Source organism: Streptomyces sp. NPDC002537, assembly GCF_053594975.1.
The window spans coordinates 74,274-96,513 of record NZ_JBSFWT010000015.1; the positions used below are offsets into that span (position 1 = coordinate 74,274).

The 22,240-nt window shown below is 69.7% G+C and carries 22 protein-coding genes and 2 pseudogenes; 10 read left to right on the forward strand and 14 right to left on the reverse strand.

The features are described 5' to 3' along the window. Positions 1-71 precede the first annotated feature (71 nt). Positions 72-779: a YoaK family protein gene (locus tag ACWD4A_RS09915; RefSeq protein ID WP_451191732.1), complete on the reverse strand. Its 708-nt coding sequence runs from the start codon at positions 777-779 to the stop codon at positions 72-74. 400 nt (positions 780-1,179) lie between these two features. Between ACWD4A_RS09915 and ACWD4A_RS09920 the strand changes: the two genes are divergently transcribed. Next, a complete protein-coding gene (locus ACWD4A_RS09920) occupies positions 1,180-2,049 on the forward strand; it encodes a DUF2127 domain-containing protein (RefSeq protein ID WP_451191735.1) in 870 nt (289 codons plus the stop codon). A gap of 55 nt (positions 2,050-2,104) precedes the next feature. Here ACWD4A_RS09920 and ACWD4A_RS09925 read toward each other — a convergent pair whose 3' ends face one another. After that, positions 2,105-3,550 (reverse strand): glyceraldehyde-3-phosphate dehydrogenase, encoded by a 1,446-nt coding sequence (locus tag ACWD4A_RS09925; protein WP_451191738.1) that lies wholly within the window; start codon positions 3,548-3,550, stop codon positions 2,105-2,107. Positions 3,551-3,809: 259 nt separating this feature from the next. On the opposite strand from ACWD4A_RS09925, the gene ACWD4A_RS09930 reads away from it, so the two are divergent. Further along, positions 3,810-4,799, forward strand: coding sequence for an alpha/beta fold hydrolase (locus tag ACWD4A_RS09930; RefSeq protein WP_451191741.1), 990 nt, complete (start codon positions 3,810-3,812; stop codon positions 4,797-4,799). 30 nt (positions 4,800-4,829) lie between these two features. Here ACWD4A_RS09930 and ACWD4A_RS09935 read toward each other — a convergent pair whose 3' ends face one another. Continuing rightward, entirely contained in the window at positions 4,830-5,717 is an 888-nt protein-coding gene (locus ACWD4A_RS09935) for a hypothetical protein (RefSeq protein ID WP_451191744.1), read from the reverse strand. A 180-nt stretch (positions 5,718-5,897) separates the two neighbouring features. On the opposite strand from ACWD4A_RS09935, the gene ACWD4A_RS09940 reads away from it, so the two are divergent. Next, entirely contained in the window at positions 5,898-6,218 is a 321-nt protein-coding gene (locus ACWD4A_RS09940) for a hypothetical protein (RefSeq protein WP_451191747.1), read from the forward strand. On the opposite strand, the gene ACWD4A_RS09945 is transcribed toward ACWD4A_RS09940, so the two are convergent. From ACWD4A_RS09945 to ACWD4A_RS09970, 6 genes are all read right to left on the reverse strand, one after another. Then, on the reverse strand, positions 6,205-9,012 hold the full coding sequence (locus ACWD4A_RS09945; RefSeq protein WP_451191750.1) for a tetratricopeptide repeat protein: 2,808 nt from the start codon (positions 9,010-9,012) through the stop codon (positions 6,205-6,207). The two genes, ACWD4A_RS09940 and ACWD4A_RS09945, sit on opposite strands and share 14 nt — an antisense overlap. Then, positions 9,009-9,482: a hypothetical protein gene (locus tag ACWD4A_RS09950; RefSeq protein ID WP_451191753.1), complete on the reverse strand. Its 474-nt coding sequence runs from the start codon at positions 9,480-9,482 to the stop codon at positions 9,009-9,011. Before ACWD4A_RS09950 ends, ACWD4A_RS09945 begins: the two co-directional genes overlap by 4 nt. Before the next feature lie 166 nt (positions 9,483-9,648). After that, positions 9,649-10,281 carry a hypothetical protein gene (locus tag ACWD4A_RS09955; protein ID WP_451191756.1) on the reverse strand — a complete coding sequence of 211 codons (633 nt, stop codon included), beginning with the start codon at positions 10,279-10,281 and terminating at the stop codon, positions 9,649-9,651. Between the two features lie 371 nt (positions 10,282-10,652). Next, the gene (locus ACWD4A_RS09960; protein ID WP_451191759.1) at positions 10,653-10,868 is read right to left on the reverse strand and encodes an SH3 domain-containing protein; all 216 of its coding nucleotides are present in this window, start codon (positions 10,866-10,868) and stop codon (positions 10,653-10,655) included. A gap of 313 nt (positions 10,869-11,181) precedes the next feature. Next, a complete protein-coding gene (locus tag ACWD4A_RS09965; RefSeq protein ID WP_451191762.1) occupies positions 11,182-11,943 on the reverse strand; it encodes a class I SAM-dependent methyltransferase in 762 nt (253 codons plus the stop codon). A 78-nt stretch (positions 11,944-12,021) separates the two neighbouring features. Then, positions 12,022-13,005 (reverse strand): helix-turn-helix domain-containing protein, encoded by a 984-nt coding sequence (locus ACWD4A_RS09970; RefSeq protein WP_451191765.1) that lies wholly within the window; start codon positions 13,003-13,005, stop codon positions 12,022-12,024. Between the two features lie 229 nt (positions 13,006-13,234). Between ACWD4A_RS09970 and ACWD4A_RS09975 the strand changes: the two genes are divergently transcribed. Further along, positions 13,235-13,999 carry a G1 family glutamic endopeptidase gene (locus ACWD4A_RS09975; protein ID WP_451191768.1) on the forward strand — a complete coding sequence of 255 codons (765 nt, stop codon included), beginning with the start codon at positions 13,235-13,237 and terminating at the stop codon, positions 13,997-13,999. A gap of 96 nt (positions 14,000-14,095) precedes the next feature. Here the strand turns inward: ACWD4A_RS09975 and ACWD4A_RS09980 are convergent, their stop codons facing one another. Further along, the gene (locus ACWD4A_RS09980; RefSeq protein WP_451191771.1) at positions 14,096-14,722 is read right to left on the reverse strand and encodes an isochorismatase family protein; all 627 of its coding nucleotides are present in this window, start codon (positions 14,720-14,722) and stop codon (positions 14,096-14,098) included. A 251-nt stretch (positions 14,723-14,973) separates the two neighbouring features. Here ACWD4A_RS09980 and ACWD4A_RS09985 point away from each other — a divergent pair, with 251 nt between their 5' ends. The 6 genes from ACWD4A_RS09985 (at position 14,974) to ACWD4A_RS10010 (ending at position 20,227) form a co-directional block, all read left to right on the forward strand. Then, positions 14,974-16,044: a mechanosensitive ion channel family protein gene (locus ACWD4A_RS09985; protein WP_451191774.1), complete on the forward strand. Its 1,071-nt coding sequence runs from the start codon at positions 14,974-14,976 to the stop codon at positions 16,042-16,044. A gap of 531 nt (positions 16,045-16,575) precedes the next feature. Continuing rightward, positions 16,576-16,875, forward strand: coding sequence for a GNAT family N-acetyltransferase (locus ACWD4A_RS09990; protein WP_451191777.1), 300 nt, complete (start codon positions 16,576-16,578; stop codon positions 16,873-16,875). A gap of 275 nt (positions 16,876-17,150) precedes the next feature. Continuing rightward, complete coding sequence (locus tag ACWD4A_RS09995; protein WP_451191780.1) at positions 17,151-17,624, forward strand: RICIN domain-containing protein; 474 nt, start codon at positions 17,151-17,153, stop codon at positions 17,622-17,624. A gap of 167 nt (positions 17,625-17,791) precedes the next feature. Continuing rightward, the gene (locus ACWD4A_RS10000; RefSeq protein ID WP_451191783.1) at positions 17,792-18,256 is read left to right on the forward strand and encodes a ricin-type beta-trefoil lectin domain protein; all 465 of its coding nucleotides are present in this window, start codon (positions 17,792-17,794) and stop codon (positions 18,254-18,256) included. 257 nt (positions 18,257-18,513) lie between these two features. After that, positions 18,514-18,720: a hypothetical protein gene (locus ACWD4A_RS10005; protein WP_451191785.1), complete on the forward strand. Its 207-nt coding sequence runs from the start codon at positions 18,514-18,516 to the stop codon at positions 18,718-18,720. A 685-nt stretch (positions 18,721-19,405) separates the two neighbouring features. Beyond that, complete coding sequence (locus ACWD4A_RS10010; RefSeq protein ID WP_451191787.1) at positions 19,406-20,227, forward strand: carbon-nitrogen hydrolase family protein; 822 nt, start codon at positions 19,406-19,408, stop codon at positions 20,225-20,227. A 235-nt stretch (positions 20,228-20,462) separates the two neighbouring features. On the opposite strand, the pseudogene ACWD4A_RS10015 reads toward ACWD4A_RS10010, so the two are convergent. The 4 genes and pseudogenes from ACWD4A_RS10015 to ACWD4A_RS10030 all read right to left on the reverse strand — a co-directional run. After that, a pseudogene (locus ACWD4A_RS10015) lies at positions 20,463-20,618 on the reverse strand (IS5/IS1182 family transposase); the annotation flags it as partial. A 61-nt stretch (positions 20,619-20,679) separates the two neighbouring features. Further along, positions 20,680-20,919 (reverse strand): annotated as a pseudogene (locus ACWD4A_RS10020) (IS5/IS1182 family transposase); the annotation flags it as partial. Further along, on the reverse strand, positions 20,870-21,364 hold the full coding sequence (locus ACWD4A_RS10025) for a hypothetical protein (protein WP_451191790.1): 495 nt from the start codon (positions 21,362-21,364) through the stop codon (positions 20,870-20,872). The pseudogene ACWD4A_RS10020 and the gene ACWD4A_RS10025, both read right to left, overlap by 50 nt. Positions 21,365-21,583: 219 nt before the next feature. After that, positions 21,584-22,222: a hypothetical protein gene (locus ACWD4A_RS10030; protein WP_451191792.1), complete on the reverse strand. Its 639-nt coding sequence runs from the start codon at positions 22,220-22,222 to the stop codon at positions 21,584-21,586. Positions 22,223-22,240: the final 18 nt, after the last annotated feature.

The window sequence follows — 22,240 nt, forward strand, 5'->3', positions numbered from 1 at the left end:
CAGCGCGCTTCATGCCGGTCACGGTAGCAGCGGTACGGCGGCGCCCGCGAGGGGATTTCCGCGCCGCCGCCTCATTCCTCGGCGGTCTCGAGGGCCGTGGAGCGGGCTTGGGCGGTGACGGCGATGGCCGTCACCATGGCGGTGGCGGCCAGCAGGGACCAGCGCAGACCGACGTGTTCCATGAGGGCGGCGCCGAACGCGGCACCGAGGCACAGGGCCAGCACGACGCCGAGCCGGCGTGCGGCCTGCCGACGGCCGCGGGCCGCGCCGGAGTCCTGGACGAGGCCGATCAGCGCCCCGGTGAGCCCGAAGGTGACGACGAGGTCCGGTACGCCCAGCCTGCGGATCGTGGCGCACCGGACCCCCATCGCCGTCGCGAGCAGGGCCGTGATCGAGTCCCGGGCGAGCGGCGAGGTGTCCGGGGCGAGCCAGGCGAGCGCGGTGGTGGCGAAGAGGAAGACAACCTCGACAGCCAGCGCGCAGCGGAACCACCGCTGCCGCCCCCGTTGCGCGGTCAGCCGCTCACCGAATCCGGCCACGAGTATGCCCGTCACGAAGCCGACGATGGCGACCACCGGGCCCGGTTCGGAGAAGCCGGGGACGCCGCCGAAGGCGAAGCCGAGCACGATGACGTTGCCGGTCATCATCCCGATGAAGACCTTGCCCAGGCCGAGGAAGCTGATGGCGTCCACCATGCCGCCCACGGCCGTCAGCGCCAGGATGAACGGGGGCAGCGGGTCTCTGTCGACGAGTGCTTTTCCTGACCGGGTCCACTGCATGGCTGCGTCCTAAGAGCTGGGGTGATGTCCCTCCTCCCTATCAACACCCTCCGTACGGGAGCGAGAACGCGATGTGATTCCCGCCATCGGCGAAGCAGGAATCAAAGGGATATGGCGAGCACGGCCTTGACATGGCAGGAAAATGCTCGCCATCTGAACTCTGTTGAAAGGGAAGGAAGGTTCGGGCGGCGGGGCCGCGCGACACCGGGGCGGGGAACGTCACGAACGCGCCAGCGGCCGTCCCGTCCAGGCCAAGGACCATCGACCGGATTCGGGGCGTCCGTAGAGGCTGTGCCGCTGTCCGGCCCGATCGTGAAGCTTCGGCACGTCTTCGGCCGTCGGCACCGGCCACCGGCCGCGATGCCTCTACGCTCCGGGCGTGGGAGACCGAGGAGGAGCAGTGCCGGACGAGCCGGAGACGGTGCACGCCCCTGGCGTGCGGCCGCGGAAGCGGAAGCTGTGGTACGAGCTGATCGAGTGCGGGCTGCACGGACACCGCCTCGTCGGCACCGACGCCGCGCGACTGCGGCCCGCCGACGCCCTGGTCGCGCGGGAGACCGACGACGGCGTGCGCTGGCACCGCTGCCTGCGCTGCGACGCCTGGCTGCCCCTCCCGCCGCCGGACACCCCCGGCAGCGAGACACCGCCGGACCGCGACGCGATCGAACTCCCGCTACGGGGCAAGCCGCTGCGCGACCGGTACGTCCTGCGGCTGATCGCCATCGACCGCCTGGTGCACTTCCTGGTGCTCGGTGTGCTGGCCGTCGCCGTGTTCGCCTTCGCGGGAGAACGCAAACGGCTCAAGGACCCCTTCTACCGCATCCTGGACGCCCTGCAGAACGGCGTCGGCGGGCCCAGCGGCCGCTCCGGCCACGGATTCCTCGGCGAGCTCGACCGGGCGTTCACCGCCCACACCTCCACGCTGTGGATCGTCGGCGCGGTCATCGCCGCCTACGCGCTCCTGGAGGGCGTCGAGGCGGTCGGACTCTGGCACGCCAAGCGGTGGGCGGAATATCTCACCTTCATCGCCACCACCGTCCTCCTCGTCCCCGAGATCTACGAACTCACCGGCCGTGTCAGCGCCACCAAGGTCCTCACCCTCGTGATCAACCTGGCGGTCGTCGTCTACCTTCTCCACGCCAAGCGCCTCTTCGGCCTGCGCGGCGGCGCCCTCGCGGAAGAGGCCGTCCGCGCACGGGACATGGGGTGGCACGCCCTCGAACGCGTCTACCCCGGCCGCCCCGCTCCCGGGAACCGGCCCTCCCCGTGACGTGCCCGCCATGGCCGGGGCCCTTCCGCCGCCGTGGCGGAAGGGCCCGCCGGGATCAGGCCTTCGGAGCCGGGAAGGTGGGGTACTCCACCCCGGAGACGTGCTGGACGACGCGGATCACCTGGCACGAGTAGCCGAACTCGTTGTCGTACCAGAGGTAGAGGATCGCGTTGTCCCCGTCGACCTTGGTGGCGCCGGCGTCGACGATCGAGGCGTGGCGCGAGCCGATGAAGTCGCTGGAGACGGCGTCGGGGGCGGTGGTGAAGTCGATCTGGCGCTTGAGCGGCGAGGCCAGCGACACATTGCGGAGGTAGTCGAGGACCTCCTCGCGGGTGGTCTCGCGGGCGAGCCGCAGGCTGAGGATCGCGATCGAGACGTCCGGCACCGGGACGCGGATCGAGCTGCCGGTGATCGGCGCCTCGAGGTCGGGCAGCGCCTTGGCGACCGCGGAGGCGGCACCGGTCTCGGTGATGACCATGTTGAGCGGCGCCGAACGGCCGCGGCGGTCGGAGCTGTGGTAGTTGTCCAGCAGGTTCTGGTCGTTGGTGAACGAGTGGACGGTCTCCACGTGGCCGCGCAGGACGCCGTACTCGTCCGCCATCGCCTTCAGCGGCGGGACGATCGCGTTGGTGGTGCAGGACGCGCAGGACAGGATCTGCTCGTCCGGCTTGATCATGTCGTGGTTGACGCCGTGGACGACGTTGGGGACGTCGCCCTTGCCCGGCGCGGTCAGGACGACCTTGGCGATGCCGGGGCGGAGGTGGTTCGACAGGCCCTCGCGGTCGCGCCACTTGCCGGTGTTGTCGATGAGGATGGCGTCCTTGATGCCGTACGCCGTGTAGTCCACCGCCGACGGGTCGTCGGCGTAGATCACCTTGATCTCGTTGCCATTGGCGATGATCTTGCTGTCGGCCTCGTCGACGGTGATCGTGCCGTGGAACTGGCCATGGATGGAGTCGCGCCGCAGCAGCGAGGCGCGCTTGATGATGTCCTGATCGCCGCCCCGGCGGACGACGATGGCGCGCAGCCGCAGGCCGTTGCCGGAGCCCGCCTTCTCTATGAGCAGGCGGGCGAGGAGGCGGCCGATGCGGCCGAACCCGTAGAGCACGACGTCGCGCGGCTCGCGGCACGCGATCTTGTTGTCGCCCGTGGCCCCGGCGACGGCCTCGGCGGTGAATTCCGCCACCGACAGACCGCGGTCGTCGGTCTTGTACGTCGCGGCGAGCATGCCGATGTCGATCTGGGAAGGACCGAGGTCGAGCGTGGTGAGAGCCTGCAGGAACGGCAGCGTCTCGGTGACCGAGAGTTCCTCACCGTCGATCTGCCGGGCGAACCGGTGGGTCTTGAGGATGCTGACCACCGACTTGTTCACCAAGGAGCGGCTGTGGAGGAGGACCGTGACGTCCAGCTCCCGGTGCAGCTTCCCGATGACGGGGATCATCGACTCCGCGATCTCCTCGCGGGTCTTCCAGTTTGTGAACGAGTCGTCGTTGACAGTCACAGGCTTCTCTTTCGAGCTAGATGGCGCTCACATGCTAACCCGACACCGGTTCGACCGTTCGAGCGCGGTGATTTTTCTGTTATGCGCCTTTTATGGCCCTTGGCGGGAGGCCATCGCAGGCCGGCCGATCCGGACGCTGTGGTCGGCCGGTTCGCCCGTCGGAAGAGCCGAACCGCCGCGCGGCAGGCCGATCGACCGTACCGTTGAGCGCGTCAGGTGACCGCAAGCTCCACTGACCATGGAGACGGCAGGAGGACGGATGACCGCCGCGGTGGCACACCGGTTCGTCGAAGTGAACGGCGTCAGACTGCACATCGCCGAGCAGGGGCAGGGCCCGCTCGTCCTGCTCCTGCACGGCTTCCCGGAGTGCTGGTACTCCTGGCGGCACCAGTTCGGGCCGCTGGCCGAGGCCGGGTACCGGGTGGTCGCGCCGGACCAGCGCGGCTACGCCCGGAGCGAGCAGCCCGAGGACATCGCCGCGTACAGCATGCTGCACCTCACCGGGGACGTGGTCGCGCTGATCCACGCGTTGGGGGAGCGCAGCGCGGTGCTCGTCGGCCACGACTGGGGCGCGCCGGTCGCCTGGACGACCGCGATCCTGCGGCCGGATCTCGTGCGCGGCGTGGCAGGGCTGAGCGTTCCGCCCGCGCCTCGCGGGCCGGTACCGCCGCTGCGGGCCGCGCGCTCGCTGTTCGGCGACGGGTTCTATCAGCAGTACTTCCAGGAACCGGGCGTCGCCGACGCCGAACTGGCCCATGACCCGGCGGCGACGTTCCGTGCCGTCCTGGCCGCCGGCTCGGGCGACAGCCCGCTCAACGACCCGCCCCGCCCATGGGTCGTCCCCGACGGCAGCACGCTCCTGGACACTCTCCCGGAGCCCGAGCCGCTGCCCGCGTGGCTCGACAAGAGCGACATCGACACCTTCGTCCGCGAGTACGGCACCCATGGCGACAATGCCTTCACCGGGGGCCTGAACTGGTACCGCAACATCGACCGGAACTGGGAGTTGCTCGCCCCCTTCCAAGGCCGCGGAGTCGAGGTCCCCGCCCTGTACGTGGTCGGCGAACGCGACATGTCCCGCTCCTTCCCCGGCATGGACCGGCTGCCGGCCACCCTGGAACGGATCGCGCCCAGGCTGCACCGCAGCCTGACCCTGCCCGGCTGCGGCCACTGGACCCAGCAGGAGCGCCCCGAGGAGGTCAACTCCGCACTCGTCGAATTCCTCGGCGCGCTGGACGCGGACCGCTGAAACCGCCGGGCCCGCCGGGGTCACAGCGCTTTATGGTGCCTCCTCCGTTTCGGACCGATCGGGTGCCCCGCGGCGGGCCGTTCCGTCGTCCAGGGCGATCCGTACGGTGTGGAGGTCCGGGCCGGATACGACAGTGCTCAACTCCCTCGCGATCCGCAGATACAGCGCGGCCGCCAGTGCCCAGTCCGCGTCCATCGGCCCCGCTGCCTGCCGGGTCTCCCACAAAGTGATCAGTACGGCGATGAGGGACCGGCCCGAGAGGTCGGCCTGGATGCGGCCACCCTTGATGTCCTGGACGGCGGGTGGGGTGCGGAAGTGCTGATGGCCGGCGGCCTGCCCGGCGACGAACTCCCAGGTGTCACGGTGGCAGACCAGCTCGACGTGGGACATCCCCGCCGCGGTCAACAGCAGCGCCCCGTGCGCCACCTGAGGGCTCTCCGGTTCCCGTGGCCCGTCCCCGGCGGTCTGCTGCGGGGGAGAGGGCGGGGCGGCGGCGCCGGGGTCGAGACAGGAGCGCTCGGCGGCCTGCTTGAGCGTCCTCCACTCGCTCACGTCGTCATCCGGGGCGCTGACCACCGGCGTCCCGTCCCCGGGCGGTTCGGAGCCGCTGCCCTCGCCGTGCACCATGAGCCTCTCCTCATCGCAGTCACCGGTGGCCGTGGCTGTCACCGCCAGAGCCTGGGCGGTCTCGAGACGCACGGTGCGGAGCTCGGCCCGTGCTGCGGTCAGTTCGCGGAGCATCTTGTCCTGGCGGAGGCGCAGTTCGGCGGTGTTGGCCGACACGGCGTCCAGCAGCTTCTCGCGCACGTGGTCCAGATCGCGGTGCAACGAGGCCGGCCCGGCGACGGGGTCGTCCAGGCGCCTGCGTATCTCCCCGAGTTCCTTGAGCGCCTTGTCGACCTCGCTCCTCCACCCCATGCGGCCCCCCTCGCCACGCAATAACGACCATTCATCCCTCCCCAGACGAATCGTTGGGTAAGACGATTTTTTCGGCCAAGCCGTGGCGGGGACCGGCGTAACGCATGGCAACGCCCGTCGTTGAGGAGGTGATTGGGCCTACTTGCCCTTGTCTGTTCCCGCTGTCGAGACCCTGGAACGATGATGCGCTTCTTCCGCCCCGCGGCTGCTGCCCTCGGAGGGCTCCTTCTCGCTCTGTCCCTGCCCGCCGGCACGGCGGCCGCCACGAACGGCCAGTTCCTCTGGGAAGGGCCCAAGGGCAAGATCTACTACGTGGAGAACCCTCCCGACGACAAGTGCCTCTCCATGGACCAGGAAGCACGCGCGGCGCGGAACAACACGAAGGCGCCACTCGTCGTCTACACGACGAAGCAGTGCGGGGGGAAGTCGTACCGCGTGGAGCCCGGGAAGCAGGCGCCGCACAGCTTCTCGTTCGCGAGCGTGAAGTTCAATCCCGCGTAGCACCCCGGTCGGGGAGGGTGCGGCGGAGCCGGTCGGCCATGGCCGACCGGCCCTCGGCGGCCAGTTGTCCGGCGAGGCGGGATCCGACCGCGCGGCGCAACTCGCCGGTGCTCGCGGGCACGGTCATGGACCGTTCGACGAGGTCCGTGGCCTCGGTGAACAGAGCGACGGCCTCGTCCAGGCGGGAGCCGCCCGCCTCGGCGCGGATTCCCGTGGCGTTGAGCAGGGCGGCCGCGAGTCGTGAGGCGGCGCCCGGACCGGACTCCGCCGTCCGACGGTGCACGGCCACACACTCGTCCGCCATGGCGAGAGCCTCGTCGTGCCGCTGCGTGACGAGCAACATGGTGCTGAGCGCCCCCAACGCCTCGGCCAGCATGCGTCCGTGGACAGCGGGCTGTCGTACCGCCAGCCGACGCAGGATCGCCACGCTTTCGTGGGCCACGGGCACGCCCTCCGCCGGTTGCCCCGCTTCGAGCAACCGCGCGGCGAGCCCGGACAGCACGTCCGCCAGAGCGCTTTCGTAGACATCGGGATTGACCGCGGCGAGCTCCCGATAGAGGCCCGCCGCCTCGTGCGCGGTGGGAACGCTGTCGGGGTGGCCCGTCCGGGAGAGCGCCGCGGCGAGGTTGGACAGGGCGTTGGCGAGGGCCGGGGTGTACGCGGCCGGTTCCGCCGCCGTGAGCTGGCGCAGCAGAGCCACCCCTTCCCGCACCGTCGTCACGGACTCCTCCGGCCGTCCGGTCCGCCCGTGGCACAGCCCGAGCGCGACCAGCGCCGCAGACAGGTTCGACTCGAACCGTCCGGGGTCGGACGCGGCCAGTTTCCGGTGCAGGGTCACGGACTCCCGCACGACGGCGGTGGCGTCGTCCCAGCGGTCCGCGTGGGACAGATCGCGTCCGAGGGTGTGCAGCGCGCTCGCGAGATCCGGCAGGAACTGCTCGTCGTCCCCCGCCAGTACCCGCTGCACGGCGACGGCCTCCTCGGTGGCCGCCAGCGCCTCCGCGTGCCGCCCGAGGGAGGACAGCCGGGTGCCGTACGTCTTCAGCGCGATCGCGAGGTTGGCCTTGACCTTGGCCACCAGGTCGGGGCCGGGAACGTCACGCAGGTCGATCGCCCGCAACTCCGCGAGGGAGGCCTCGGCCACGGCCAGGGCCTCCTCCAGCCGCCCGGCGTGGTAGAGCCGGACACCGAGTTGATGCCGTTCGACGATGCGGTCGTTGGGGTTCACGGCGCGCGCGAGCCGGTGCGGGAGCAGACGGACACTGACGGCGGCGATGCCCGGATCCAGGTCCGTGGTGGGCCGCTTGAACGGCGGGAAGTGCGCCGCGACGGCCTCGAGGAGCTCAGGGGCGATGTCGTCGAGCGCGGCCAGCGTGGTCAGCGCCGCGCTGCCGCCGGCGACGGCGAGCCGGGGAGCGGCTTCGAGAAGCGGGAACAGATGCCGGGGACCGACGTGCGGCCACCGCTGGGCGGCGGCCGCCAGGAACGTGACGGCGCGGGGCGTCCAACTCCCGGCCGCCGCCCCGCCGGGCGCGTCGGAACCGGCCAGCAGAGCACCGACGGCCGGCCCGGCCCACGGCTGCGCCGGATAGTCGGCCCGGTGTCCCGGGAGGGTGAGGGCCAGGAAGTCCTCGCTGAGCCGGTCGGGACAGAGCGGCTCCAGGACGGTGTCCCGGGCGGCATCCGCCGGCGGGTAGCACACCGCGTGGTCCGCGAGGACCCGGTCGACCGGTAACCGCAGGTCCAAGCCACCGACGGCGGCCCGCCCCGCCGCGGGCGCCACCGGGCCGGTGAGGGCGGCGGTGAAGACCGTACGGTTCATGACGTCGGGTGGTGTGACGAACGCCGTGCCGGACGGGGTGATTTCGTGGCTGCCGTCGCCGTGGAGCCGCGCCCAGTGGAGGTGTTCACGGTCCAGCAGGTATCCCGTCAGCCCGGCGAGGCCGGTCGGTGCCCGGCGGCCGGTGCCATGGGAGTCGACGGCCACCAGCGCGGCCATGTGCACCGTCAGGGTCAGGCCGAAGTCGGTGCCGGCCAGCCCGGCGGGCACGGCGATCCCCGCGGCCGGGATGCCGTAGCGGGCGGCGAAGCTGTCGCGGGCGACGGCGAACATCTCCGCCCGCGGGGACCCGGATCCGGACCCGGCAGCGGATTCGGCAGCGGACTCGTCGGGCAGTGGCGCGAGGAACTGGGACGACGTACCGGCCTGATGGTTGGCCAGGGCGGCACGCACGCCGGGCCAGGCATCGTCGCTGCGGGCAAGCAGCAGAACGCGGGCACGGCGCCCGTCGGACCGGTGCAGCAGGGCGTTGCTCAGCAGCCACAGCAGATGGGACAGCGGCCAGCGGTCGGCGTAGTCGACGACCAGCAGCGTCCCGGCACCGGACGCGGGACCGAGGTCCTGGCTGCCCGGCGGCGGGAGCACGGTCCCCGGACCGTGCGCGGCGGTGACGACCTGCCAGCCGTCGTCCGCCGTCTCCTCGGCGAACCGGTCGGCGAGCCGGGTCTTGCCCTGGCCGCCCGGGGCATGCAGCCACCGTACGGCGAGGCGCGGGCCGTCGTCGCGCCATTGCCGCAGTGACGCGAGCTCGGCCGCACGTCCGGTGAACTCCACCACACGGAACCGGGCATTGAGCATCCGGCTCGGCACCTCGCGCAGAAACACGTCATCGGGAACGGACGCCGGTCTCCAGCGTTGCAGCAGGTACACCGGCACACCGTCGCCGAAGACATGGATGTCCGCGCCGACCACACCGTAGGCGAAACCACTCTCGGCGCGCACGGACTGTTTCACGAACCCGTCCCCCCGGGGTCCGCCGGGCGGGGCGCCGACGGAGGGTACGGCGGGGCGTGGTGGTGGATGTGCACACTGCTCCCCGGCCCCAACGCCCCGTACGCCGAGCCGCCATTGCCGGCCACGATGTTCTGATGCCAGACGGGCTGGGCGACCCGCACCCGGCCGCGCACCTCGTCGGTCAGCGCGCGCAGCTCGTCGGCGGCGCCCGGATCGCCGCGCAGCAGGTCCTCCAGGTCCACCCGCCAACGCCGCTCCTGGTCCTGCCGGGCGGCCTCCTGATCGGCGGCGTCCAGTACCCGGGCGGCACTGGCCTCCAACTCGGCCCGCACGGAGTCTCTTCCGGCGCTCTCCCCGCCGTCCCCGTGCCCGGCATCGTGACGGCGCCGGAACAGTGCCACGGTCCGTTCCCGGGCCTCCTCCCACGCGGTCGTGGCCATGGCGGAGACGATGGCACTGGCTCCGGTCATGGCAAGTATCGACAAGGGATCCGACAAGACGACCTCCTCGCACCCGGGAAGCGGCCGGACGGCTGCTTTCGGGCAAGCGTACGCCCGCCCCCACCCGGGTGCGGCGAGGTCATCGACATCCCGTGTCCCATGGACCGCTGGGAACCGGGGTGTTGGTGAGCTCCGGTCAGACCTCGGCCGGGGTCTGCTCCTCGGCGGCCTCGGGCTCGGGTGCCACCGTCAGTGGTGCGGTGTCGTCCTCGCCCGTGGGCGCGGTGTAGAACACCGAACCCTGCTTGCGCTCGCGCTCCAGCCTTCCCTTGGCGACGAGCGCCTCCACCGTGTTGCGCACCACCTGGGCGCTCACGGAGCGCTCCGGGTGGACCCGGCCCAGCTCCGTGACGATCTCACCGACCATACGCGGCTCGTGGTGCCCGGCGAGAAGGCCGAGAACCAGTTCACCCAGCGTGGGACCGTCGCTCTTCCTGGTCCGCCCCCGGGGTGCCCGCGGCGCATCCGCGCTCGCGGCCTGCGCCGGCTTCTTCCGACGTCCCGGCGCGGCGGCCTCCTTCCTCGTACGGCGCGGCCGCGGAACACTTGCCGCGGTCGCCGTGTCCTCGGCGTCACCGACCGCCTTGCCCGCGGCCTTTCGCTCCCCTGCCACGGTGCCACGCATACCCAACAGCCATGCGTGCTCCTTCTCCAGTTGCTGCAGGCGGGCGCGGAGCGCCTCCTGCTCCTTCTGGTTTCTCTCCAGGTCGTCCGCGAACTGCGCCGCATAGCGTGCCTGGATACCGGCTTCGCCTGTTTCCTCGCTCATGACTGCCCCTCTCTTGGATTTGAGGTGTTGCTGCGGGATGGTACTCACCTCAGCGCGGTGTGTGTGCCACCTGCTGCGCGAACACCTCTATCACTGCCCAGTACGAGGCTGTTCGATCATGCCGGGAAACCTGGATGCGGACGGCCTGTTGAGGGGTCGGGGGTGTGGATGTGGGTGGGTGTGCCATGAGAAATGTTTGCCGCGAGCTGTGTTGACGACGGGCGACGGGCGGGTTGTTGTGCGTCGGTCCTGGACAACATCCCCGGAGAACTACGGCGTCAACTGGAGTACAAGGTCCGCCTGTTCTCATGCGTCCACTGCGGGTACGGGTAGCTGAGGGGAATCACCCCCGTTCACGGGGCCGAGGACGGTCAACGGCACAGAGGAACCGGTGACAGGTTCTCCACATAGCGTGCCGCGACGTAGCCGGGCCTGGTGGCCAGCAGATACCACAGGTCGTTGCCGTCGACGTTCTGTCCGTGTTTCTTGCAGGACAGCTCGACGACCGTCCCCGGTTTGAGCGCGCCGAGGAACTTGGCGGAGGACTTGGGCTGTTCACGGACCGACAGGGGCAGTCTGGAGACCACTTCGCCCTTCGGTGTGACGGGTTTGGCGGAAACCGCGGCGGCGGCGCTCCGGAGGTGTCGGTTCGGGCGGGTGCGGCGTCGTGGGCCCCGGCCGGGGCGGCGGCCAGGAGTACCCCGGAGCCGACCAGCAGGGTCGCCGCGCTCGCGGCGGCCGTACGACGCATCGACGGATACATCATCTTTCTCCCTTTCCATCCTTGAGGGAATCAACGGGAGGTTCAAGGCGTATGACCCGCGGGGACGTGGGATGGTTGTATCGCATCACGGCTCGTCCGACTCCCCGGGGCATGGGTGCCGGGGTGTCCGGGTGCCGTCAGGGCCGGGTCACGACCAGAAGGTCCACCACATAGGTCTCTTCGACGCTGCCGTCCGGGAACGACGCCCGCAGGTGGGCATGTTCCTCGTCGAGGAATGTCCGTGCCGCGGGCTCGCCCAGGACGAGGAACGCGGAGCGGCTCGCGATGTTGGCGAGATGCGTGTGGAACGGGACGGTGCGGCTCCAGCGCATCAGACGCCGTGTGCAGCCGAGCCCCGCGACTCCCGCGAGTTCGACGGCGCGCGCGTCGTCGGGGCGCTCACCGGTCTTGGGCGCGGTCCCCAGGAAGCGCGCGACGCGTTCCTGCTGGGCCAGGGCCCACGGGGTGTCGACGGCATCTGTGTTCCACCACAGCGCGAGCGCGCCGCCCGGCCGCAGGACCCGCAGTGCTTCGGGGACGGACCTGGCGGTGTCGGTCCAGTGCCAGGACTGGGCATAGGTGATCAGGTCGCGGGAGGCGTCGGCGAGGGGCAGCGCGTTGCCGTCGCCCTGGACGACGGGCAGGTCCGGGAGCGCGCCGCGGAACGCGGCGACCATCCCGGCGCCCGGCTCCACGGCGATCACGTCGGCGCGGCGCTCGTGCAGCAGGGCGGTGGCGATACCCGTTCCCGCACCGACGTCGGCGGCCCGGGAACCCGCGAGAGGGCGTCCCCAGATCTCCTCGACGGCGTCCAGGACAGCGGGCGGGTAGGAAGGGCGACTTGAGGCGTACCGATCGGCGGCCGTGTCGAACGCGTGAGCACGTGAGCTGTCAGGCATCCCTCCATCATGCCGCCGCTTCACGAGGGACCTCGGAATCTTCACGAGGGACCTCGGAATCGGGAACGTCCCGCGCGTTCACAGCAGCCCGGTACGAGCCGCCTGGATGCCGGCCTGGAAGCGCGTACGGGCCCCGAGGGAGTCCATCACCTCGCGCACCCAGCGCTGGACGGTGCGCGGCGAGACACCGAGCTGCCGGGCGATGCTGTCGTCGGTGAAACCCGCCGAGAGCAGGGTGAGCAGCTCCGCCTGGTGACCCGCCGAGGTGCGGGCGCGGTCCTGGGTGTCGGGAACCCGTACCGCCCGGCCCCAGTACGCCTCGAACGTGCCCGTGAGGGTCGCCAGCAGCGGGGAGGAGCGGATCAGCATCGCGCCGTGCAGTTCGGCCTCGGCGGACAGGGGCAGCATGGCCCAGCGGTCGTCGACGACGGCCAGTTTGCAGGGGAGTTCGGGGAGGACACGGGCGTCCTCCCCCGCGGCGGCGAAGGCCCGGATCTCGGCGAGGCGGCCGGGGGCGTTGACGGAGGCGGCCTCGTAGACGACGCGGATGCGCACCCCTCTGGCGAGCAGGGAGGACTCCAGGGCCGTGTCGGCCCGGACGATGTGCGGCGGCTTGTCGAAGAGCAGGACCTGTCGGCGCGCCAGGTGCTGCATGCGCCGCCAGAGCTCGGCGACGGCCGCCGTGCCGGTGACCACCTCGACGAGTTCGGCGGCGTGCGGGCGGCGCGTGGCGCGGTAGGCGCGCATGAGCTCGTCGATCCGGCCCCGGGTGCGGCACAGCTCCTCCTCGCGGCGCAGCAGCAGTGCTTCGAGGGCGAGGTCGGGCACGGCGGCCGACCAGCGGGCGGGTGTGCCCGGACGGTGCCGGAGCAGACCGCGCCCGGTGAGCGAGGCCAGGAGCCGTGCGGCCTCCTCGGGAGTGGTGGCGAGCTCGTCGGCGATCCGGGCGGCGGTGCAGCCGGGGGCCGCCAGGACGCGCAGATAGGCGTTCTCCTCCGCCTCGGTGACGCCGAGGGCTTCGAGCAGTCCGGCCGGAGCCGGGCGGGCATCGCGAGCAGGCACGGGCGACCGCCTTTCGTGGAGCCGCGGTGCGATCGGCCGGTGTCCCTTCGGCCGGCCGGTCCGCTCCCCACACCCATCATGTCATGTTCCCGCCATGACGGATTCCGGCCGTGGCCACTCCCTTGAGGGGCGCGCCCGGAGGCGCCCACCATGAGCACCCCCGGCCGGGACCGCTCAACTCCCCCTCCCTCACCTGCACTTCTCGCCCACCCCCCAAGGAGCGTGCCTCATGGGCATATTCGCGGGCACCGAAGGCCGCACCGGCAGCAGACGCGGAGCCCTCACCACCGCGGCGGCCGTGGTGCTGCTGGCCGGTGTGTCGGCACCGGCGGGCATCGGCGCCGCCGGTGCCACCACCCCCCACTACGGGCCGCAGGCCGGCCACCTACGGGACAGCAACTGGGGCGGCTACGTCGCCCAGGGCTCGTTCTCCACCATTACGGGGTCCTGGACCGAACCCCACGTCACCTGCAACAGCACCAACGACCTCTTCGCCCCATGGGTGGGCATCGACGGCTACGGCTCGCAGTCGGTGGAGCAGACCGGCGTACAGACCGACTGTTCCAGCGGCTCGCCGGTGCTGTCCGCCTGGTACGAGATGTACCCGGCGGCCCCGGTCTACTGGAACGACCCCGTCTCGGAAGGCGACAACTTCACCGGCTCGGTGACCACGGACGGCAGCGGCACCTACACGCTGACCCTCACCGACAACACCAAGGGCTGGAGCGAACGCGTCAGCCAGTCCATCGGCGGACAGAACGCCAGCGCCGAGGCCGTCATCGAATCGCCGACCAGCAGCTACCCCTCCTTCAGCCGACTGGACTTCACCGGCGTGACGGTCAACGGAGCGCCCTTCGACTCCGCCGCCCCGCAGCCGCTGACCAGCGGCGGATACGCGCCCGGCCCGCTGCAGGGCGGCTCGTTCTCCATGAGTCCGGGCGGCGGAGCCACCCCGGCCACGCACCACCGCCAGCCGGGCGCCGTCCACTACTGACCGGGTCTCCTCCTCCGGCGAACCGGGCGCGGCCACCCCCCATCGATACCGCGCCCGGGGCGGACCCCGGGATCCCGCTCACCGACGGACGGGCCGTCAGCCCGCCGCGTCCGCGAACCGCACCCCGTCGACCGAGCGCACCAACTCCGGGTCGGACCCCAGCGCGTGCTCGGCCACCCGGGACACGACCGACGCCGGAATGTCGTCCAGCCCGTACGTGGCGTGCCCGTCGTGCGGGAGGACGACCTCCAGCCCGGCGGCGAGCGCGCCGTGCACCGTGGCGCTGACGCACATCTCCGAGAGCACCCCGGCGATCACCACACGCCGCACACCGCTCTGTTCGAGCAGCGGACCGAGCCCCGTCCCCGCGAAGCCGTCGTCGTCCGCCTTGCCCACGACGTGCTCGCCGGGGGAGTCCGCCACCGGGAAGTACAGCTGCCAGCCGGGCGTGCCGGGCTCGTCCACGGCTCCCGGCTCCCCGTCGTTGCGCAGGTGCACCACCACCGCACGGGCCTCGCGGGCCCGCTCCAGCAGTGCCGCGAGCCGACCCACGAGATGCCCGGCATCCGGTACGGCCTCTGCCCCGGACAGGAACGCGACCTGCGCGTCGACCAGGATGAGCGCGTGAGCCGGGGCGGTCACGGTCTCCAGCCGCGGGACGGAGACCCACACGCCGTCACGTATGAACCCACCTGCCGCCGCGTCGTGTTCGGTTTCCCACATGGGCCTCATCCTGCCATCACGGCACAGACCCGAACATCCCGCCACCCTCCTGAGCCCCCGCCGAGCGGACCGGTGGCCCGAGCCGGACCTGAGGGCACCCGGCTGTACGGGGCCGGTACCGGCGTGGTGCAGGATTGCTCCTCGCGATTCTTGTCGAGAACAGGCAGGTACAAGGTGACAAACCGTTATTCCCGGCTTCCGGCGGCGTCCGACGCCGCCGCTCCGCTCTCCATACCGCGCAGGGGGCGTCGGTGAGCCGGGCTCTGACACTGGACGACATCATCCTCGCGGGCATCGCGATCGCCGCCGGCCTGGCCGCTGCCCTCGTGCTGCGGGTGCTGCTGCGCTGGCTCGCCAAGCAGGCCCTCCGGACCCAGTGGGGCGGAGACGACATCATCGTCGACGTGCTGCGCACGCTCGCCCCCTGGGGCGCGGTGGCGGGCGGAGTGGCGGCGGCCGCCGCGGCCCTCCCACTGACCCACCCCGTCGGGAACGCCGTCAACCACATACTGACGGCGTGCGTCATGCTGGTCGCGACCTTCACCGCCGCCCGTGTGGTCGGCGGCCTTGTGCACTCCGTGGCACAGGCCAGGTCCGGTGTGGCCGGATCGGCCACGATCTTCGTGAACATCACGCGCATCGCGGTCCTGGCGATGGGCTTCCTCGTCATCCTGCAGACGCTCGGCATCTCCATCGCCCCGCTGCTCACCGCCCTCGGCGTGGGCGGCCTCGCGATCGCCCTGGCCCTGAAGGACACGCTGGCCAATCTCTTCGCGGGCGTGCACATCCTCGTCTCGAAGACGGTCCAGCCCGGTGACTACATCCGGCTCAGCAGCGGGGAGGAGGGCTACGTCGTCGACATCAACTGGCGCAACACCGTGGTGGAGCAGCTGGCGAACAACCTTGTCATCATTCCCAACGCCAAGCTCGCCGGCACGAACATGACCAACTTCAGCCGGCCCGAGCAGAAGCTGAACGTCACCGTGCAGGTGGGCGTCGCCTACAACAGCGACCTGGAGCACGTCGAACGGGTCACCATCGAGGTCGCCGGGGACGTGATGAGAGACGTCGCCGGTGCGGTTCCCGACCACGAACCGGCGGTCCGGTTCCACACCTTCGGAGACACCCGGATCGGCTTCACGGTGATCCTCGGCGTCGGCGAGTTCAGCGACAAGTACCGCATCAAGCACGAGTTCATCAAACGCCTCCACCAGCGCTACCGCGCCGAAGGCATCCGGGTCCCCGTACCGGAGCGGACCGTCTCCCTGCGCCGGGGCGACGAGATCGTGATCCCGCATCCGCGCGCTGAAGTGGCCGGTTAGCACACGTCAGGAGCCCGTGCCCCGGCCCAAGAAGGGCTGGGGCACGGCCATCCCTGAAATGTGGACGTCGATCCCGGCCGGAATGGACGCGACCTGGGGAGCGGCAGGACCCCCACCCTCGATCGCGACCTACGATCCAGGGTGGGCGATGGCAGCCACCTGCGCGGTGACAGCAGCTATAAGAGTGACTGGGGCTGACCGGACGGTGTCGAGGGCGCAGCCGAAGCCCTCCGTCCCGTGCTCGACCTCGCCCCCGCCCAGCGCAACCGCGGCATCATCGCCTCCGCCGCCCGCGTCGGCAACACACCCTTCTCGGGCCTGCCCGTGACGCGGCAGCCGCGCAGGAACTCCGCGCGGAGACCGAGACATACAGCCCCCACCGGCTTGCCCTCCTATGCTGACGCGCACCGGTAGAGCGCCCTGGCATGTCCCCGGTCAGCCGCCGCGCCTGGAGCTCCGCGAACTCGCCACCAACACCCTGATCGGCTTCGGCCGCCTGGCCCACGACCCCACCAGCAGCGCGCAGCCGCCTTGGGCTTCGCGCTGCGCCCCGATGTCTGGGGCGTCGGCTACGGGCTGGAAACTGTTCAACTGCTCCTCGGCCTCGGCTTCGAGGACCTGGACCTCCACAGGACCTGGGGTGCCCGATCACCGCTCAACGAGGCATCGGCCAAGACGATGCTCCGGGCCGGCATGGTCGAGGAGGAACGCATCCGCGAGCACGTCCAAAAGAACGGAGGCCATCTTCACGGAGCGGAACGGGGCAGTCTCGGCGCGGAGCGCCACCCACAGATCGGCGACTTCGGCCATAGCGTGCACCGCCATTCGTGAAGAGGGCATACCCAGGCGGATGCTGCGTCAGCAAGGCATAGGGTGAGTCCGGGCGCGACCGCACAGAGACTCGGAACCCGGTGTTTTCGGCTCGATGGCGGACAATTCGAATGGCCGGTATCCGGTATCCAGGAAGGGGCGCGGCCCGGACTGTCTGTTCACCCGTTCATGACAGCCGTACTCTGAGTCCGCCTATCGCGCCATCGTTGGATCCGTCATGTCGTTGAGACACGAGAGGGATTTCCGTGGCCCATCTTCTGCGAAGAATCACCACCATGTCTGTCGGCCTGGCCTTTGCTGTCGGCGCAGCGCTTGTCGTTGCACCTTCTGCGGCTGCGAGCGGTTCCGCGGTCCGGAACAACAATGACGGGCTGTGCCTCGGCGTCGACCAGAACAGCAGCGCATGGGGCGCCCGCGCCGTCCAGTGGGAATGCAACGGGAACGCCGACCAGAGATGGACCTTCCACCCCACCGGCAACGCTTCCTACTACACGATGACCAACGACCACGGGCTGTGTCTCGGGGTCGACAACGCCGGCAAGTCCTGGGGAGCGCAGGCGGTCCAGTGGGAATGCAACGGAAACCCCGATCAGAAGTGGCTCTACAGCGCCATCAGCGGGAACTCTTTCCGCCTGATCAACCTCAACTCCGGCCTGTGCCTCGGCATCACGAACGCCAGTACCGCCTGGGGTGCTTCGGCGGTCCAGTGGGAGTGCAATGGGAACGCCGACCAGAACTGGCATTTCTAGCAGGATCAGGGAATCACACACGAGGCCAACCCAGTGCTAAGGACTGGGCCGAGTACTTCGACTGGAACTACGACGCGGCCACCTGCTCCGATGAGCCGTACTCCGCGGCGCTGTTCTCCGCTCCCACGGGAACCGACGCCTCCACGGGAACGAATGTGAGTGCCTCCGTGAGCAGCACCTCGTTGAGCAGCACGTGCGCCAACCAGGCGAGCGTCACGAGGGACAACGAAGTCACCACGCACCGGGATGCCATCGGCAACTCTTCTTCCGGACCGATCACCGGAATCGCCGGGAAGTGCGTGGGAACCGACACCTTCACGCAACTGGAACTGCAGACGTGCAGTCAGTGGCAGGACGGTCAGAACTGGGTGCTGGCCAATGACGGCAGTTTCCATGTGCAGTTCCAATGCATGACCGTCGACGGTTCCGGTACCTCCAGCGGCACCAACGTCCTGAGGGGGTACTGCGACGGCTCAGTCGGCCAGAAGTGGCAACTGACCAGCGGAACCCTGGTCAACCCGAACTCCAACAAGTGTCTTGACACCGCGGACGCAGGCAGTGCCGACGGGACGGGGTTGGTAATCCGGGACTGCAACAGCGGGGCGAGCCAGGAGTGGTACCCCCCGTCCTGATTTCTACCCGAAGGCTCATAAGCGAAGCCATAGTCGGACGACGGCAACGATGACGGTGCCGTGAAAGAAACATACGCGCTTGCCGAAGCGGGACGCCACGGCCCGGAAGCCCTCAGAGGGCCGCACACTGCTATCGGGTTGACCGGAAATCCTCTGGCTGGTGGAGAAGGTGGTGCGAGTCTCAAGGCCCGTGTCCGCAATCCCAGCCAGGGGGTCCAGGACTGCACCGGTTGATCAGTGGAAGGAGAGGGAAGGCCATGAACATGAGGAGCCTTGCAGCCTCGGCCGCCCTGACCGCTTGTACCGCCATTGCCTTGGTCATCGAAGCCACCGGCAGTGCGCAGGCCGCGCCGAACTTTGCAACCAAGGCACAGTGCGTTTCAGGTGGCGGGTTCGCGGTACTCGGACCGGAGGGATTCCAGCACTTCGACGGGCTCTACGACGGTGAGCCCGTCATGGGCTGACCAGAGCCACATCCCGATGCATGGGTGAGGCGACCTCGGCTCGTGCACCAGGCGGCTCGGCGTCCCCTGGTGTCGTACAGGGTCAGGCTGTACGTCGGCAACGGGCTCGCGGACTGCGGCCACGCTTCGCTCGCTCACGTCGGACACTGCCTCCAGCGGTCTCCGGCAGAAGGGCGGAGTAGTGACGAACTCCGCTCGTCGCCGTCAGTGGACTGGCTCAGGAACAGTGAAGCCCCGCCAACTTGGTTCTCGCTGGTCAAGAGGGCTGGTGTGCTGCTGCCGAGGGGTCCTCGGGTCGGTGGCGGGCGGTAGCCCGCCGTCTTGATCGTCGGGTAGTGGTCACAGTCGCCGAACGCGTCGCCGCCTGCCGGGCCGAACTCGACATGGATTCAGCCCCGGGTCCAGTCCAGGGATTTGCGCTGTTCAAAGGGGTGAAGGACGCCACTGTTGATGGGTAATCGAGATCTACGAGAAGACCTGCAAGCCATGTGCCCAACAGCTTGTCACGCTGCGTGGATCAGCGGCTGATGGTCGCAGGCTACCGAGTGAACCGGGTGTGATTCCTTGACACTCTTCGATCTTGAATGCATCGTTGCCGAGTGGGTTGTCGGCATGTGATCCGTTACAGCACTTGCGTGCAGCCGCGGAACACGTACCCGGTCAGCGAGATGAGGAGTGGTGCATCGTGGACAGCTCGAGATCGGTTTCCGTGGCGCAAATCGGTTGTGTGCCAGGTGATATCGATGCAAACCTACGGCGGATAACGGAAACGGCCGAGGCGGCGGCAAGCACGGGGGTCGAGCTGATCGTATTTCCCGAATGCGGCCTGACGGGTTATTTATTCGATTCTCGCGGCGAAGCTGATGCCGTCGCCGTCACGGCCGACGGCCCCGAACTGGCAACAGTCGCCGAACTCTCGGCCCGGCTGAATCTACATCTGGTTGTCGGTGCTCTCGAGAAGGATGGTGGCAGCCTGTACAACTCGGCGTTCGTAATCGGCCCCGAGGGGCACGTCGGGGTCCACCGCAAAGCTCACTTGCCGCCGCTGGGGGCGGACCGGTTCGTGGACGAACCTCCCGCGTCGGGTGTCTCGGTCTTCGACACGCCATTGGGGCGCTTGGGCGTGATGATCTGCTATGAAACGAGATTCCCCGAAATTGCTCGCACGCTTGCACTTTCTGGTGCGGACATAATCGCGGTGCCCACCGTCTGGTCGGTGCAGTCGCGCATTCTGGCCGAGCATTTCGCGCGGGTACGCGCGGCCGAGAACCTGGTCTATCTGTTGGTGGCGAATCGACCCGACAGCGAAAAGACAACAGACTTTCTCGGATTCAGCCAGATCGTCGCACCCAATGGCGAAGTCCTCGCTGTTCAGCAAGCCCGGTGTGAGGAAGTGCTGACGGCTCGGATCGATCTCGACCGTTTCCGTGGCAAACGCCTCGTCTTCGACGACGGAGTGTCGATTGCCCCGCTCGAGGACAGGCGGCCGAGCACCTACGCCCTCTGACCCCGCAGCGCAGGTCCGACCGGCTCGGTGTGTCCACCAAGCCGCCCGCCTGATCGTCCGTCAGCGGTTGACCTCGAGGTTCGTGAGTACCAGCAGGGCGCGCAAGAGGCCGGTGGCGCGGGCGGGGTCGGTGCGAAGCTTGGTGAGGGTTCGCCACATTTTGAGGTGGGCGAAAAAAGCCGTGTTCGACGGGGGCGCGTGCGGCGGCGAGCACGCGGTTGGCTTTCTTCTGGCCGTCGGTGAGCTTGCGGGCGCGGGTGGCCTTGTAGCCGGTGACGACGACCGGGGCGTCGGGATCGTTGTCCAGGCCGAGGAAGCCGAGGTCGGCCAGGGCGCCGAGACCGGTGGCACGCAGTTGCTCGAGGATGTGGTCGCGGCGGGCGGCGGTGATGTCGTGGGTGCGGCCGGGGCGGGCCCGCGGAGATCCAGATCAGGTGGCCCTTCTTGTCGGTCAGGGCGAGGAAGCGCAGGCCGTGACGTCGGTGTTTTCCCGAGTAGTTGGGCCGGTTGTCCTTGCCGGTGCGGCGGACGGTGGGGATGAAGGTGCCGTCGATCAGGACGACTTCGCCGCCCCGCCTGGCGATCCTTTTCAGGGCGCGGTCCAGGCGCGGGGCGCGGGCGGCGAGCAGCGTGATCAGCTCGTCACGCCAGCGCCGTATCGTCGTTTCGCCGATCTGGTTGCCGCCGGCCATGTCGGCGATGCGCGGGCAGCTTGCGCAGCCAGCCGCGGCCGGACAGCTTGGCCAACTTGCCGCGCAGCGGCTCCAGCCGCCCCTTGACCTCGACTTCGAGGCCGAGCACGGTGCCGACGTCTTTGACGCGTACCGGGCCTCCCGCCTCCCGCACGATCTGCATGATCCGCTGGTGGTCCGGCGGCAGCGCGTCCTCGCCGACGCCCGCCTCCCGGTGCGGGACCAGCAGTACGCCACGGCCGCCTACCTGCGTGGGCACCGCCTGCGTGGTCGCCTTCTCCGTCTGAAGCTGGGCGTGCATGCGCTCCCACACGCGCATCGCCGCGGCGAGGTCCTCGCGCTCGGGGCGGACCTTCTCGAGCTGCTCGACCAGGAGCTTCTCCTCCTCCTCGAGTTCGGCCCGGCAGGCGGCGACGCGTTCGGCGACTTCGCTGATCTCCGTCATCCCGCGAGCCCACGAACCCGCTCTGCCCCGTGACCTGGAAACGGGCAGACCGCCCGTGACCACTGCCCGACGATCAACACGGCGGGCTACCGCCCGCCACCGACCCGAGGACCCCTCGGCAGCAGCACACCAGCCCTCTTGACCAGCGAGAACCAAGTTGGCGGGGCTTCAGCCTAGGCCGCTGCGGTGACATGCGCTCAGAAACCGCATGAGCAGCGGCTACAGAGTTGCAGAGAGCCTGGAGAGTCTGCCCACGTACTTGCTGCCGTGGCATGCGAGCGTGGTGTCCGTCAGGACGGCGAAAGGCAAGGTACCGGGCGCGCTCACGGTCGGTGCGAGCGGCAGGATCTGCATGTCGCGGGTGTAGGGCCGGACCAGGAAGTCCGGGTCCCGCGGCACGAGGTAGACGTCTTCCTGGGCGTTGGCGCCGCTGCGTGGGAAGGCGCCGGTGTTGCCGCTCTGGTAGGCGCTGGGCCCGGTGTTGGCCGAGCTGTTGGTCAGCAGGTTCGTGCCGGTGTCGATGATGGACGTGGTGGCCGTGCCGGTGGTGTCGAAGGCGTCGACTATCCCGACGAGCGACTCGGTGCCGGTGGCAGTGCCCCGGTAGACCTTGTAGAGGACCGGGGGGCGCCGTCCGGCAGGTTGGTCGGGGTGGCGAAGGACAGGGTGACGGTGCTGGTGGAACCCGTGGTGGTCTGTGACGGTGCCGTCGAGTTCGATCTGGCGGAGGTCGCCGACGATGTCGCGGGTGACGGTTTGCGCGTAGCCGGTGATGCTGTCGACGGCCTGGTAAAGCCTGATGTTGAAGACGGCCTGCTCGTAGGTGGAGTTACCGATCGGCCGGGCACCGCCATCCACTACGCCACCGGAATCCGG